This window comes from Archangium gephyra, assembly GCF_042230915.1.
In the GTDB taxonomy this organism is placed as follows: Bacteria; Myxococcota; Myxococcia; order Myxococcales; family Myxococcaceae; genus Archangium; species Archangium gephyra_B.
The window spans coordinates 2848258-2862603 of record NZ_CP102578.1 but is presented as its reverse complement, the minus strand read 5'-3'; the positions used below and the strand labels follow the sequence as shown (position 1 = coordinate 2862603).

The 14346-nt window shown below is 71.0% G+C and carries 13 protein-coding genes; 1 reads left to right on the top strand and 12 read right to left on the bottom strand.

The genetic code is table 11. The annotated features are described in order from the left end of the window. Positions 1-44: 44 nt before the first annotated feature. The 11 genes from NR798_RS11445 to NR798_RS11395 form a co-directional block, all read right to left on the bottom strand. Positions 45-1928, bottom strand: coding sequence for an Ig-like domain-containing protein (locus NR798_RS11445; protein WP_375771499.1), 1884 nt, complete (start codon positions 1926-1928; stop codon positions 45-47). A 71-nt stretch (positions 1929-1999) separates the two neighbouring features. Continuing rightward, complete coding sequence (locus NR798_RS11440; protein WP_375771498.1) at positions 2000-2572, bottom strand: hypothetical protein; 573 nt, start codon at positions 2570-2572, stop codon at positions 2000-2002. A 32-nt stretch (positions 2573-2604) separates the two neighbouring features. Then, positions 2605-3678 carry a hypothetical protein gene (locus tag NR798_RS11435; RefSeq protein WP_375771497.1) on the bottom strand — a complete coding sequence of 358 codons (1074 nt, stop codon included), beginning with the start codon at positions 3676-3678 and terminating at the stop codon, positions 2605-2607. A gap of 11 nt (positions 3679-3689) precedes the next feature. Then, positions 3690-5420 carry a FliG C-terminal domain-containing protein gene (locus NR798_RS11430; RefSeq protein ID WP_375771496.1) on the bottom strand — a complete coding sequence of 577 codons (1731 nt, stop codon included), beginning with the start codon at positions 5418-5420 and terminating at the stop codon, positions 3690-3692. A gap of 3 nt (positions 5421-5423) precedes the next feature. Further along, the gene (locus tag NR798_RS11425) at positions 5424-6050 is read right to left on the bottom strand and encodes a flagellar motor protein MotB (protein ID WP_375771495.1); all 627 of its coding nucleotides are present in this window, start codon (positions 6048-6050) and stop codon (positions 5424-5426) included. Next, entirely contained in the window at positions 6050-6853 is an 804-nt protein-coding gene (locus NR798_RS11420; protein WP_375771494.1) for a MotA/TolQ/ExbB proton channel family protein, read from the bottom strand. Before NR798_RS11420 ends, NR798_RS11425 begins: the two co-directional genes overlap by 1 nt. A gap of 3 nt (positions 6854-6856) precedes the next feature. Continuing rightward, on the bottom strand, positions 6857-7546 hold the full coding sequence (locus NR798_RS11415) for a tetratricopeptide repeat protein (protein ID WP_375771493.1): 690 nt from the start codon (positions 7544-7546) through the stop codon (positions 6857-6859). Next, positions 7540-8697: a hypothetical protein gene (locus NR798_RS11410; protein ID WP_375771492.1), complete on the bottom strand. Its 1158-nt coding sequence runs from the start codon at positions 8695-8697 to the stop codon at positions 7540-7542. The genes NR798_RS11415 and NR798_RS11410 overlap by 7 nt, the downstream gene beginning before the upstream one ends. Beyond that, positions 8687-10390 carry a hypothetical protein gene (locus tag NR798_RS11405; protein WP_375771491.1) on the bottom strand — a complete coding sequence of 568 codons (1704 nt, stop codon included), beginning with the start codon at positions 10388-10390 and terminating at the stop codon, positions 8687-8689. The genes NR798_RS11410 and NR798_RS11405 overlap by 11 nt, the downstream gene beginning before the upstream one ends. Beyond that, positions 10390-11022, bottom strand: a complete 633-nt coding sequence (locus NR798_RS11400; RefSeq protein ID WP_375771490.1) for a hypothetical protein — start codon at positions 11020-11022, stop codon at positions 10390-10392. The genes NR798_RS11405 and NR798_RS11400 overlap by 1 nt, the downstream gene beginning before the upstream one ends. Beyond that, positions 11019-12014, bottom strand: coding sequence for a hypothetical protein (locus NR798_RS11395; protein WP_375771489.1), 996 nt, complete (start codon positions 12012-12014; stop codon positions 11019-11021). Before NR798_RS11395 ends, NR798_RS11400 begins: the two co-directional genes overlap by 4 nt. A gap of 618 nt (positions 12015-12632) precedes the next feature. On the opposite strand from NR798_RS11395, the gene NR798_RS11390 reads away from it, so the two are divergent. After that, entirely contained in the window at positions 12633-13328 is a 696-nt protein-coding gene (locus tag NR798_RS11390) for a hypothetical protein (protein ID WP_375771488.1), read from the top strand. Positions 13329-13390: 62 nt separating this feature from the next. Here the strand turns inward: NR798_RS11390 and NR798_RS11385 are convergent, their stop codons facing one another. After that, entirely contained in the window at positions 13391-14284 is an 894-nt protein-coding gene (locus NR798_RS11385; RefSeq protein WP_375771487.1) for a hypothetical protein, read from the bottom strand. Between the last annotated feature and the right edge of the window lie 62 nt (positions 14285-14346).

The following is a 14346-nucleotide window of genomic DNA, read 5'->3' as shown; positions in this document are numbered from 1 at the left end:
GCCCGGGGAATGTGGACATGGCGCGGGCCCGCTGCCCGGGCACCTCACCAGGTCATGACGGCCTTCGACGGAGCGGCGGCCGGCTCCGCGGCGACAGGCTGCTCCAGGTCGCGGAAGCCCTCCTTCTTCGCGCGGACGCGGTAGTTGCCCTTGTCCACGTTCTTGAACCGGTAGTTGCCCTGCTCGGTGGTCACCGTCGTCTGCACGACGCGGCCCTGGTCGTCGACGAGCTCCATGAGCGTATTGGCGGATTGACCCTGGCCCGCCTTGAGGGAGAGCTGTCCTTCGATCTCCCCGTAGCGCTGGCGCTGCTTCGCCTCGCTGTCGTGGAAGAAGAGCACGCTCTCCGTCTGTAGCACCTTGCCGCCCGCGTTCCGGTACGCGAGCCGGGCCTGGTACCTCCCGCGCGGCTTCGCCTTGCCGTCATTGCCCTTGCCGTCCCAGGCGAGCTCCACCGCGCCGATCTCCCCCTTCTTCGACAGGGAGAACACCTTGGCCTTCGGCTTCGCCTCGCTGCCCTCGCCCACCTCCCAGACCTCCAGCTCGATGGAGCCCCCGGCGGCCGGGTCCGCGATGTTGCGGAACGTGACGAGCGTGCGCTGCGAGGCCTCGTCGAAGTTCGCGCCCACCTGGGTCATGAAGACATTGCCCGCGAACACCTCGAAGCGCCGGCGGGTCGTCTGTCCCTTCGCGTTGGTCGCCACGACATCCAGCGCGTGCTTGCCATCCTTCAGGCCCGCGGTGCGCCACGCATACGTGAGCTTCCCGCCACACGCCGTGTGCACCGGCAGGTCATCGACGAGCAGCTCGAGCCGGGCGATGCCACCGGCCTGGTTGTCCGTGGCCTCCACCTGGATGTTCATCGAGTCGGTGACGTGCTGGCCGTCCACGAGCCCGCTCACGGCGATGCTGGCGACGTCCACCGTGACGAGCCCGAGCACGGCCCACATGGTCTCCGCCTTCTCCGCGCCGCCCTGATCGCTCTTGTACGTCGTCCACGCGCCCGTCTTGTCCTGACGCTGCACCAGGTAGCGCATGGCGCGGGAGATGGGCGCGTCCGAGTCCGAGTAGCCCGCGAGCTTGAGGGCATACACGGTCTGGCCCGTGGCGAACGCATCGCTCTTGCCCTTCACCAGCCCCCAGCCGCCGTCCTGGTTCTGCCGCTCGAGGAGCATCCGCTGGAGCCGGAGCGAGCCCGTCTCCGCCCGGCCCACGCCCGCGGCATTCAGGCCGAGGAGCGCGAAGTTGATGTCCTGGAGGTACACGTCGGCGCCCGAGCGCTGCCACTGGGCTGAGGTGGCGGTGAGGAAGGACTCGGCCTTGCCGAGCGGCGCGAGCCACCTGGCGTCCGCGGTCCTCGCATGGGCCTGGCGCCACGTCTGGGCGGCCTGGAAGGTCGTCTGCATGGTGCCGCCCGTCACCGGACGGCGGGCGTCGTCATCCGGGATGCTGCCGTTCTGGGCCTGCAGCGAGACGAGCTCCTTCGCGTACCGCAACAGGTCATCGGTGAGCTTCGAATCCACCCACCGGTCGTACCGGGCCAGGGCCGAGCCCTCGAAGGCGGCGCCCGTCACCCGGCCTCCCGCCGTGACGCCGAGCTTGAGCGCCTTGACCATCGCGTCGATGTCCTTCGGCGCGACGTCGTATTGGTGGTTCCTGCCGGCCGTGAGGGCCTCGAGGGTGACGGCCTGGACGTGGCAGCCGAAGCACTGGTGCTGGGCCGTCCACTCGGCGCTGGAGCGGGAGAGATAGCCGAGCCCCTTGTGGGCGGCCTCGCGGGCCTTCGGATCACCCCGCGACGAGGCCCCCTGCTGGGGCTGGACCTCGCACTTCACGGGTGCGGCGGGGGGAACCGGAGCGTTGGGCTGCTGCGCGAACGCGGGGATGGACAGCGCCAGACAAAGCGCGGCCAGGGCCGAGCGGGCCATGGGGACCTCCAGAGGAGTGGGATGTCCCGTTAACGGACGGCGCGGAAAATCGGTCTACGCGCGGGGAAGGATCATGTCCCCAGCGCGAAGTTGACGAAGATCTCCACGTCCGAGCTCAGCCCCACGTCCGAGAACTCCCACTGGCGGGTGCGCTGGCGCAGGCACTCCGCGAGCTCCCGGGGGAGCGGCTGGGCGGGGGACAGGGTGACCCCCTGCGTGGCCCCGCTCCTGGAGACCCGGATCTTCGTCTCCAGGGTGGCCGGCGCACCGGGCGGCAGGGAACAGGCGCGCAGGTCTGGGGCACGTGCCTCCACCGCCTTGCGCAACAGGGCGCGCTGGGACGAGGCGGGGATGGGTGCCGGAGCCGGTGGCTTCGGGGCGGGCTTCTTGGGAGCGGGCTTCTTCACCACCGGCTTCGTGACCACGGGCGCCGGGGGCGGCTCGGGCAGGGGCACGGGAGCGGGAACCGGCGCGGCGGGCCACCACCAGAACACCACGAGCAGCAACAGCAACGCGGCCAGCACCCACCGCCAGCGGCGCGCCGGCCGGGTGGGTGCGGGCCCTCGCCCCCGGACGCCGCGCACCACCCGGGCCCGCGGCTGGAGGGCTCCAGCCGGGCGCCGGACGGCACGGCCCCGAGGCACGGGCCTGGGCTGCCGGGATGCGACCCGTCCCCTCATCGCAGCTCTTCGGGCAGGCGGAGGAGCTCCGCCCAGTCCTTCGCGAAGCGGCGGGAGTAGCCCGTCCAATCACCCGCCACGGCCGCGCACAGGTCCTGCCAGGTGCCCAACCCGCTCTGGTGGGCGGACAGGCCGCTGCTGAAGGACGAATAGAAGGCGATGGACGAGGGGCTGATCGCATCGAGCCCGGTGCGCGGGAAGCCGCTCATGGCCGCGCAGCGGTCCCGCAGCTGCGAGTAGCTCTCGGTCTCGGAGGTGCCGACGAAGAGGAAGCGCGTCTGCGCGCGCGACACGTTCCAGCCGGAGCCGCCTCGGTTGAGCCAGGTGGTGGGCCTGTGCGAGCCGCCGAACCAGTCCGCCGGCGTCATGCCGCCCGTGCCGCACGTGGAAGCGCCGTAGGCCACCGGGCGGGCCCCATGGTCGAGCACCACGACGAGCAGCGCACCCAGGGGCATCTCGTACGGCGCATACCCCCAGGGAGTGGACGGGTCGAGGGACGCCACCGAGACCGAGCTCAGCCGGCTGCCCATGTCCGCGAGGGCCGCCGTGCTGCACGTGCTGGGAGCGGTGCCGCTCGTGGAGGCGGCCGCGTTCTCCAGCAGGGTGCGCAGCTCCGCCAGCGGCAGCTCCTTGCCGCTCTTGGACCAGTACAACCGCGACTCATGGAGCGAGGCCACGCCCGTCGTCCGGACGTCGAAGCCCTCCGCGGCCAGCTGCGCGGTCATGCCGCGGATGAGCGCCGCATAGGCGTCCGCCAGGTTCGCCGTCCCCCGGTCGATGCGCACGAGCCAGAGCACGCCCGTGCCCGGATCTCCACCCACCCCGCTGCCCGGAAAGGACGTCGTCGGCTCCGGGTAGTAGCCACCATCGCCGTATCCGCCCCCTCCACCCCCATCGCCGTACCCCCCGCCTCCCCCATCGCCGAACCCTCCTCCACCGCCAGCGTCCCGGCCCCCATCCACCCCGCTATCGGGCAAGGAGCCGGCATCCGGCGGCTTGGGCTCGACGGGAGGCGGCTCGATGAGACAACCCGTGAGCAACGAGACGGCAACGAGCGTCCAGGCGCGCATGTGAACCCCCCTCAATTCGCGCGCCCGGCCTGCGCGCGGTTCTGAAGCGTGGTCAGTCCTCGGCGGAACATCTCATCCTTCAGGCTGGCAAGCAGCTCCTTCCGTGCGCCGATGAAGGCCTCTGGACGCTCGGTGCCGCGCATCCCCAGCTCTTCCTGGAGCTCGCGCTGCATCGACGTGGGGCAGGCCGCCAGCAACCGCTCCCGCAGCGAGCGCTCCGCCCCGTTGAGGTAGGTGACGAGCTGCGCCGGAGGCAGCCGCAGCAGCGCCGCGCCGAGCACCTCCACCGGCGCGCTCACCAGGCTGGACTCGGTGAGCAGGGACGAGGCCAGCCGCTCCGAGCCCTCGTGCCGCAGCCGCTCCAGGAGCCGGTCCTGCTCCTCCATGGGCAGCGTGTCGAGCACCTCGCCCAGCACCCGCTCCAGCTGGGACGAGCCGCCCGCCGTCTCGGTGAGCTGGGTCCGCAGCTCGTCCGCCACCGACAACGCGTAGCGCGAGCTCAGCTCGGGCTGGCGGGCGAGGCCGAGCGCGAGCTCCGCGCGCTGGGAGGGCGACAGGGCCTGGAGCGCCACCGCGCGCAGCGGGGCGGGAGCGAAGCGCAGCGCCACCTCCCGGGCTCCCGAGGACAGGCCCTGGCACGCCGCCGCGAAGCGCTCGGGCCGCACGCCCTCGAGGAAGGCGAAGGCGGCCTCCACCGAATCCTCCGCCTGGGCCAGCCGCGCGGCGATGGCACGGCCCTCCAGGTCATAGAGCGCCGCGGCCCGCGTGCCCGCGTCCGCCGCCGGCACCCGTCCCAGCTCGGTGCCGAGCCCGGCCAGCGACGTGCCCAGCGAGGAGTCACCCCGCAGATCATCCAGGAGGAACTCCCCCATCTCGCGCGTCCACAGGGCCACCTGCCGCAGCTCGCCGCGGGCGAGTGCCTCGCGCACCACGGCGTTGCGCACCGCGCGCTCCTCCCGCAGCGTCCGCTCCAGCCTCCGGGCCCGGACGGCCGGGTACTCGGTGGTGGGGGCGGGACCCGCGGGGGTGGGATCCTGCGGGAGCGGAGGCTCCTCGGACATGGCGTAGTCCAGGGGAGCGGGAGCCGGCGGGCGGCGAGCGGCGATGACCAGCAACACGCCCAGCAGAATCACCGTCAGCACCAGCAGCACCGCCAGCACCATCAACGGAGCCTCCTCCAACAAGCGCTCCTGGAGCCGATGGGTCATGGTCGGCACCTCCTGCCCGTCCTTCTTCTCGTCCTTCTTCTCCGGCTTCGCCTCGGAAGACGGGGGCGTGGCGGAAGGCTGCTGCGGCTTGGGCTCGAGAGGGGGCGCCTCCAGGTGGGGCGCGTTGCGGGGCGGGAAGGCCACCGAATCCACCTCCACCACGGGCTGCGGCCCCACCATCTTCAGCCGCTGCGCCACCAGGTCCTTGAGCCGGGTGCGGAATGTCCCCGGCAGCTGGCTGTCCACCAGCAGCCGCGCGGACACCGAGCGCAGGGTGGGAAGCGTGGCCCCGCCCGCGAGCGTCTCGAAGCCCGGGGTACCACCCCCCACGGACTCCTCCTCCACCCGCGCCTCCACGGAGATGAGCACGCACTGCTCGGGGCAGAGCGTGCGGAGCAGATCCGAGACCTCGGCGCGCGAGCGATCCTCGGCCTCGGCGCGCAGGCGGCCCTGGGGGGTGGCGGGAGCGGCCAGGGCGGTGGTGCACACCAGGCAGCCCAGGGCGATGAGCAGTTGTCGTGACAAGCGAATCATTGGCTATTCCACCCGGATGACGACCCGGCGGTTGGCGGCGCGCTGCTCGTCGGGCGAGCCCTGGGTGTCCACGCGGCGTGTATCGGCGAAACCCCGCACCGACATCCACTCGCGGCCCACCCCTCCCTGCTCGAGCGCGGTGCGCACGTTGATGGCACGTTGCGAGGACAGCTCCCAGTTGGAGGCGAAGCGCGAGTTGCGGATGGGGACGTCATCCGTGTAGCCCTCGATGACCACCGCGCGGCTGGGCAGCGTCCGCAGCATGCGCGCGATGGAGCCGATGGCCTTGTTCCCGTCGGCGCGGATGTCCGCCGAGCCCGAGTCGAACAGGAGCGCGTCCTTGAACTCGATGGCCAGCCCGTCCGCCTCCTCGCGGGTGAGCACCTGCTGCTGGAGCCCCTCCTGGGTGATGAACTCATCCACCTTCTGCTTGAGCTCCTCCAGCGGCGCCGGTGCGCCCCCCGAGATGGAGGCCGCCATGCGCTCGAACTGGGCGGGCTTCACCGGGGACACGGCCAGCAGCAGCACGAAGAAGCCGATGAGCAGCGTCAGCAGGTCGGCGTAGCTGATGAGCCACAGCTCGTCCTCCTGGCCCTTGCCCAGCATGGCCTCCAGCTCATGGTCATCCATTACGGCTCTCCCCCGGTGCCGGTGGCGATCTCCGGCACGGCGGCGGTGGCCAGGCCCGGCACGCCGGTGCCGGACAGCTCGAAGAGCTTGCGCACGTCCGCCAGCGGCTTGTCCTCGCGGATGAGCACCAGCGCGCGGGTGATGAGCTTGGCCTCCTCCACCGCCACCGTCATGTGCGAGTGGATGATGCGCCCTAGCGGCTGGTAGACGGCGTTGGCCAGCACCAGCCCGTACAGGGTGCACAGCAGCGCGAGCGCCATGGAGGGCCCGAGCTGATCGAAGCGCGACAAGTCCTTGAGCAGCGAGATGAGGCCGAGCACCGTGCCCACCAGCCCGGCGGCGGGCGCCACGCGGGCCAGGGTGCCCAGCACGTCCTCGCTGCGCTTCATGGCGCTCACCATGCAGTACAGGGAGGTGCTGGCGGTGCTCTCGATGTCCGCGGCGGAGTACTGGCGGACCACCAGCGGCCCGAGCTGCCGCAGCACGTCGTGCCGGGCGCTGCTGGCGATCTCCAGCGCGCGGGCCGGCCGGCGCTGGCGCACCTCGGAGGCGAACTGGGTGAGCGACTCGTAGAGCTGGGCACGCGAGCGGGACGCCGAGAAGCGCATCGCCCGCACCAGCACGCGCGCCGTCCCCGCCAGCTCGCTGAACTTGTACGAGGCCACCGTCATGAAGAGGGGCGCCAGGCCCAACAGCACCAGCGACGGCGGATGGATGACGCCCGTGAAGCCACTCGTGTGCCCGAGCAGCAGGGTGTAGGCCAGGGTCAGGGCGAGCCCCACGAGCCCGACGATGAAGTGCATGGACTATTCCTCTCCCGAGGCGATGGTGCGGAGGGCCTCGGCGAGCGCGAGGTCCTCCGGGTTGATGGACAACGCCTTCTCCCAGGCCTGCCGGGCCAGCTTCGGCTGCCCCAGCTTCACGTAGAGGGAGCCCTTCATGGCCAGGAGCCGGGCGTCGTTGGGGTATTCCTTCTCCAGGTTCACCAGCTCGATGAGGGCCAGCTCGTAGCGGCGCGAGACGAACATCTCCTTCACCCGCGCCACGCCGCCCAGGTAGCTGCGCGTGCGCGCCGTGCGCTGGGCATCCACCGCCTGCGCCCCCGAGGGCTTCAATCCCTCCACCGGCTTGCCGTCCGCCGTGAGCCCCGGCGCCTTGGCGTCCTTCGCCGTCAGCACGGCCTCCGAGAGCATCTCCTCGTCGGCGGGGGTGAGCATCTCCACCGGGCCGCCCCCGGCGAGCGGCAGGCGCACCTCATAGCCTCCCGTGCCCTCGGGCAGCTCCACTTCCCAGACGCGCCCAGCCTCGGCCATGCGCAGGATGTACTTCTGCGGGGGCGTGAGCGGTGGCGGCTTCGGCTTGACGCCCGAGGCACTGCTCGGAGCCGCCGTGCGCCGCATCTCGTCCGGCACCACCAGCACCTTGTTCTGACTCGTGGTCTCGCACGCGGGCAGCGCCGCCAGCAGCAGCAATCCCCAGAACCTGGACCTCACCATGTGAATCCCATCCCCGCCTGCGGGCTCAACCCGCCGACTGTGTAGGTGCTCTCCGCGCTGCTCTTGAACGGCACCAGCACCCCGAGGCTCGCCTGGAGGGTGATGCGGTGGGCCAGCACGCACTCCATCTGGGCGTTGAACATGGGGGCGTTGCCCACGGCCCCCGTGATGAGGAAGCCCGCAGAGCCGCCGGCGAAACAGTTGATGCTGTAGACGTTCTCCTTGTTGAGCCGCCGGATCAGCGTGGCGGAGGCGAGCCCGCCGGCCATGCGCGCGGGGTTGAGGATGCCGGCCAGCGTCACGCCCGCGCGCCAGTCGCGCTCCTCCCCGAAGGCCTCGGACAACCGGTAGGCGGTGTAGGCGCCCCAGATGGGGCCATCCGGGTGGCCCGAGGTGGGAATCATGATGGCCCCGAAGTGGAGCGCATGGTGGAAGCGCGGCCGCTCGTTGATGCGGTCCTCCAGGTCCTTCAACCGCACCTCGCGGCTCTGCACCTTGTCGGCGGAGCGGTAGAGCAGCGCGGTGTGCGGGTGCACCCGGTAGCCCTCGGCGAAGACGATGGTGGAGTCCATGGCCCGCACCATCTCCACGTCGAAGGCCAGCGAGTTGGGCGCGGTGTGCAGGGTGAGGCTCACGTTGAGCACCACCTGGGCGTTGTACTTCTTCGCCAGCTTCTGCAGGTCCTCGCGGCGGGAGATGCCGCGGCGCACGACCCAGACTCCGTCCTCGACCTCGGCGTGGGTGGCGTAGCACTCGTAGCAGCGCACCACCGACATGTTCGCCGCGCGGTGGATGGCCGCCACCAGCCGGGCCTCCAGGTTGGTGGCGAACTCGGGATTCATGTTCTCCGAGACGCGCACCCGCTCCAGCAGGATGGGCGCCACCCGGTTGGCGCCCAGGCGCGCCAGGTCCGCGGCGAACTCGTCGAGGATCTCCTCCAGGGCGTCATTGGCATCCACCTGCTCGCCCGGCCGGACGAGCCGCCCCTCGCGCGTCTCCAGCCGCACGGGGGGCCGGGGTTTGGCGTAGATGCTGGCGCCCGCCGGGATCTCGTTGTCCGGTGGGGCCTGGTTCGAGGCGGTGGGTGACTGGGCTCCCACGTCGAGCGTCCAGAGGAGCCCGAGCAGGAGGACGATGGCTTCACGGCGCATGCGGAACCTCGGCCCCCGTTGGCGCGGGGACAGCGGCGGGAGGGGTGGGCTCGCGCGGGAACCAGTCGCGCGGCGAGCCATCGGGAAGCGGAAGGGCGAGCAGGGAGTACGGCTCCGGCCAGTCCACGGAGAAGGGAGGCGGCGGCAGCGTGCCCTGGGGAGCCCCCACCGGCACCTGCCCCACCGCGACGAAGGCCTCCTGGCGCTTGCCCTTCACCACGGGCTGCGGCGGCCGGTCCTCGAGCGCCGCGACGAGCGCGGGGAAGGCCTTCTCGTGACGCGAGTGAACGCTCTCGCGCACCCGCTCCAGCTGCGCGCTCAGCAGCGGGCGCCATTGGGGCTCGGTGAGGTCCGCGCTCGCCGTCACCAGCGCCTGCGCGAGCGCGAGCGCGATGCGGTCCACCTCCTCCTGGTCCTTCACCGGGACGCGCTCCTGGCGGCGCAGGGCGAGCAGCCGCTCGACGGAACGGGTGAGCCCGGACGCGTCCCCGGTGGCCAGCGCCACCTCGGCGCGCAGCGCGAAGCCGCGGGCCTGGGAGGGCACACCCCGCTCCTGGAGGAGGCGCTCGGAGACGTCCAGGGCCGTGCGCACGTTGCCCACGTCCAGCGCGAGGCTGCCCAGGTTGGCCAGGCGCCGGCCCAGTCCCGCCACGGGCCCCAGGTCCTTCAACAGCGCCAGCGATTGGGGCTCCAGCGCACCGCGCGCCAGCGAGGCCACCACCACCCCGCGCAACGCCTCCACCCTCGCATCCTGAGAGCTGGCGAGCGCCGGGAAGACGGGAGCAATCGCTTGCACCAGGGCCTCCCGCTCCCCGAGCGCCTGATGCGCCAGCGCGCGGCGGTAGAGGAGCTCCTTGCGCAGCTCGGCCTCCACGGCGGGAGTGGACGGGCCGGGCCACTGCGCATACGGCGCGGTGAGCGCGAGCAACTCCTGCCAGCGGCCCTCGGTGGAGAGCTGCGCCGCGGCCTGCACGGCGATGGGCAGACGCCGCGAGGCGAGCGCGGGCTCGCTGGCGAGGCTCACGTACCCCTCCCGCGGCTCCAGCTCCAATGCCAGACGCAGGAGCTGGGCGAAGGGCCGCAGCTCGTCCGAGAGCGCGGGAGGGCTCAGCCGGGCCGCCAGCTCCCGGGCCTCGTCTGTCTTTCCCCGCGCCAGCAGCCGGGACGCCCGATGGTAGAGCAACCGCCCGGAGGCCTCCGGCCCCAACGCCTCCACCTCCCGCAGCAGCTCGGGCGTGAGCTGTCCCAGCTCGTCGGAGGAGGCCACGGGCTTGTCACAGGACGAGGCCCGCAGCTTCACCTCCAGCGACTCGGAGGACCAGCGCTCCTCCTCCACCGGCCAGCGCAGCACCTGGCCCCCGGCGAACACCGAGGCGCGCCGGAAGAAGCCGGGCGAGAGGACGTCGCGCCAGAGCGTGGCGGAGGTGGCGGCGGACGCCCCGAGCCGTCCCCGGCGGGCCGCCTCCAGGCGCAGCAGGGCGCGCGGAGCGTGGGGGCGGTCCTCGGGCTTCAGGGAAGGGAGCGGCTCGCAGTTGAGGAAGCGCACCACGTCGCCGAAGAGCTGCTGCTGCTCCGCGTCGGCCGGGTTCACGGGCGGCTCGGCCAGCAGCCCCACCAGCCCGCGCAAGTCCCTGGCCCAGAGCTGCTCGGCGTAGGGGTTGGCGGCGAGCACCACCGCCAGCAAGGGGACCATCACAGCACCACCCCGAGGGTCAGGGTGGGCAACAAGCCCACGGCGATGGAGCTGCGGCTGCGTTGCTCGATGGACAGGACGAGCGGCACGTCGAGCTGCGCATGGAGCCGCGGGGAGAGCCGCACGAGCAGCCCGGGGCCGGCCATCAGCGAGGGGCTCACCCCGCGATCGGTGAAGGTGAGGCCCACGTGCCCGGCGGCCTGGACGTCGAAGTGCCACACCTTGCTGGCGGAGGAGTCGACGAGCACCTTGCCGTAGCCGACACTGTAGCGCCCCCCCACCGCGAGCAGCGCGACGGGACGGTGCGCGTCCGGGACGAGGCCGGTGCGCTCGAACACCTCGGTGCCGGCGGCGCCGAGCGAGGAGAGGAACAGGGCGAGCTTGAGCTCCAACCCGCCCTCCTCCACCGGGTACCAGCTCCCCGACGCGAGGAGGCCCGGGTTGTTGTAGTAGTCCCCGCGCGAGAAGTAGCCCAGCCCGCCGGTGGCGAACACGTGCCCCTTCTTGAGCAGCAGGCGCCGCTCCACGCGCACGGGCTCGCCTTCGGCGCCAGGCGTGGTGGGCGCGTCAGCGGCGGCGGGGGCCGCGGAGGTGGCGGCCAGCAGGGCGCCCAGGAGTCCGGCGAGCATCATGGCGCGCTCTTCAGCAGACAGCGGGAAGTGGTGTTCCAGACGAGGAGCTCGCCATCCGGGGGCGTATCATAGAGCCGCTCGCACCAGGCGCGGCACGCCTCGACCTCGTAGCGCACCACCAGCGGCTGCAGCTTGCCGTCGCGCGGCTGGGGCAGCTGCGCAGAGGGCGGGGCCACCCGGATGCGCGGAGGACGGGCCGGGTCCAGCCGGACGGCCTTCGCGCCATAGGTGAAGTTCGCTCCACTCAAGGTCGAGAGGCTCGTACAGCCCTTGAATTCGCGCACCCAGGTGAGCTCCTGCGCGGAGAAGAGCGGAAAGCCATCCACCGGGGGTTGCTCGAGCTGCACGAACGGAAGCTGCGCCCGCGCCAGCGCCTCGATCGGAGCTGTCAGCCCGGGATCGGCGCTGTAGGTCCAGGGAGTCCGCTGCTCGAAGTTGATGCCCTGGATGGCCTCGGGAGTGGACAGCGCCCACATCAGCGGCGCGCCCACCGGGCGGCTTCGGAGCGAGGAGATGCTGGACTGCAGGGCGAAGGGGGGCGGCAGCTCCACGTTGTTGAAGTAGATGAGCAGCGGCCTCACGCGCGCGGCCCCGAAACGAGCCTCGGCGAGCCCCAGCTGACTCTCATAGGCGCTGATGGACACCTGCCGCGAGCCCGATTGCACGCAGCCGGGCGAGAGGTCCTGCGCCGCCATCTCCAGCCCCTGCCGGCCCGATGGCAGCAACGTGGCGCGGAACGTCTCCGTCAGCCGCGCCTTGATGCGGGCGCACTCGGAGGCATCGGGCAGGTGGAGGTCGAAGATGAGCCCGTAGACCATGGGCGCATCCACCACCTTCAGCGAGTGCTCACGGGACAGGAGGCTGAGCTCGGGCGGATGGGGATCCACGAAGCGGGCCTCGCAGCCCAGGACGAGCACGCATGCGAGCACGAGCCGTCCCAGGGTGGGCCAGCGCCAACACCGCTCGACTCGCTCCCCCCGCTGCGTACGCATTGGAAACCCGCATCTCCGGCCCGCTGCCCCTTCTAACAGCAGGGGCCGCTGTCCTGTAAAGAGGGGGAACCCATCGCCCGCCCTTGCCGGGGATGACCCGGAACGGCTGTCAACGACTCCTCACTCCGAGAGTAGGCGGCGGGAGCTTGTCACCGCCAATGGGAGGGGCGGCCTGGGTAGAACCGATATTGCCGCTGCGATTCACACGCATGCCCCGGTGCTGAAGTGTACCCGCGCTGTAGACTCTGGGCGCGTGCGCCCAGTCGGGTCGCATGCATCGAGGTCTTCAAAATGGAAATGGTGCAGCAGGTAGGTGACTGGCTCCGCAAAAACCCGGTAAAGGCCATCATCGCCGGGCTACTTCTCGCTCCCTTCGTTTTGTGCATTGGGGCGGGGATGATCGGGGCCTTCGTTGGAGCCGTGCCTCGGGCGAATCCCGCGCCAGTGGCGTCGGTCAGTTCAACTGCCCCCGCTGCTACGCCCGAATCCGCAGCTTCGTCTCCACCTGATCGAGTTGTAACAGACCCGAAGACCATCCCGCTCCAGCACATGCTCCCTGTGAGGATGGGCGATTTCATCCTCCGCTCCTACGCGTTGGGCCGGAGCCCAGAATTACCCGTGGCGGACGGTCGATACGACCTGGGCGATCATTACTTCGCCGCAGAGTTTCAGATCCAATGGGGCGAGGACATGGCGCCCGTGAAGCTGTCGAGCAGCCGGCCCTTCAAGGTCGGCGTACATGAGGGGCAATTGAATGAGAAGGGTAATGCCTACGAGCAGGCGGCGGTCCGCTGGAGCGCGCACGGTTGGGACTTCTCGGTGAAGTTGCCCCCTGGCAAGAAGCTACCGCAGAAACGGGCGGTTGCGCTCGTCACGCAGGCTGCGGAAGCCGCGTCGGCCTGGGCCGACCAGTTCCTGCCAGGCGGCCAGCCTCTCGATGCGACGAAGCTCGCCGAGCACGTGCAATTGCTCGACCTGGCGGCGCATCAGCATGAGAAGGACGCCCAGTTGACTGCCCGAAACGCTTTTGTCTCCATCCTTCAGGACGTCCCCTCGCTGGGAGGGCTTGTCGCGGATGTGCAACTCGACCCGCACAAGCCGTTCATTCTCGTCGTCACGGTCAGCGATGCTTGGTTTTCCCAGCCGAAGCCGCTGCGGCAGGAACTGGCGCAGCAGCTCTGGCAGCTCTGGGCTGCCAAGAACTCCCCGAATGTGAAGGATCCAGATGGTTCGAAGCTGAAGCTCGTGAGCGCCTCCGGACAGCGGCTCGGGGGTTCTGGGATTGCTGGCTCCATGGTGTCACTCGACGACTGAGCAAGGCCCAGGACGGGCGTGACCAATGGAACGAGCAGCCCTGCTCGAAGAGGAGCTGGCGTTCAGGCCCTCGTAGCAGCCCCGCGAGACCTGCGGGGACGCCGGATCGCGCGCAGCAACAGCACGGCCGCCCCGAGCAGGGGTCCGGAGGCGCTCGCGTCACAGCCTCCCTTGGGAGGTGTCTCCGGAGCCGGGTCCGGGGGCGGGCTGGCACTGACACAGCCGGGCGTGGGCTGCCCCCGCGGGTAGAGCGCGCACAGTCCCTCGAGCGTCCCCGCATCCAGGACGCGCTTGCGGGTATCGCCCCAGGACAGCGAGGTCGTCATGGTGGAGTCCGTGCGCGCCAGCAGCGCGAAGCCGAGCGCCTCGCCGATGGAGCGCGTCATGAGCCCCTGGACGTCGTGGCCCACGCAGCCGGGGGTTACCGACCCGCGTGCACACGGAGAGCCGTCCGCCGTGGTGAGCGTTCCGAGGCTGGCATCGAGCTCGATGAGGCCTCCGAGAATCTCGCCCGTGTCTGTCTTGAAGATCAGACCCGTCTCGGCGATCTCCGAGGAGCCGTGACTCCAACAGTTGTACTTCTCGCCACAGGAATACTCGGCCCAGCAGGCCTCTGTGTCCGGGACGACGTCCTTGCACGCCCTGGGGCGGAAGGAGATCACGGTGCTGCCGCCCGTCGTCAGCTTTCCCTCGGTGACATCCGCGGCCCGTTCGAACACGAGGTCCGAGCAGGTGCTCGCCGCCTGGCGCCAGGTCTCCACGGCGGCTTCGATGGCGGCTCGCTCCTCGGAGGTGGGATGGCCCTCGGAGACGGCGAGCGCATAAGTGAACGTCCTGGAGCTCCGGCATAGGTCGATGCCCGAGGGCCGGGCGCGTTCGTACGCCTGGGCCCGGGCGGCGGAGCCATGGAGGAAGAGGAAGGAGGCGACGAGGAGAGCGAGCCGGATGGGAGTCATCGCGCACAGCCTAGAGCACCGGGCGCTCTGCCCTCAAAGCGGTTCCCTGCTGCCTCGTAGCG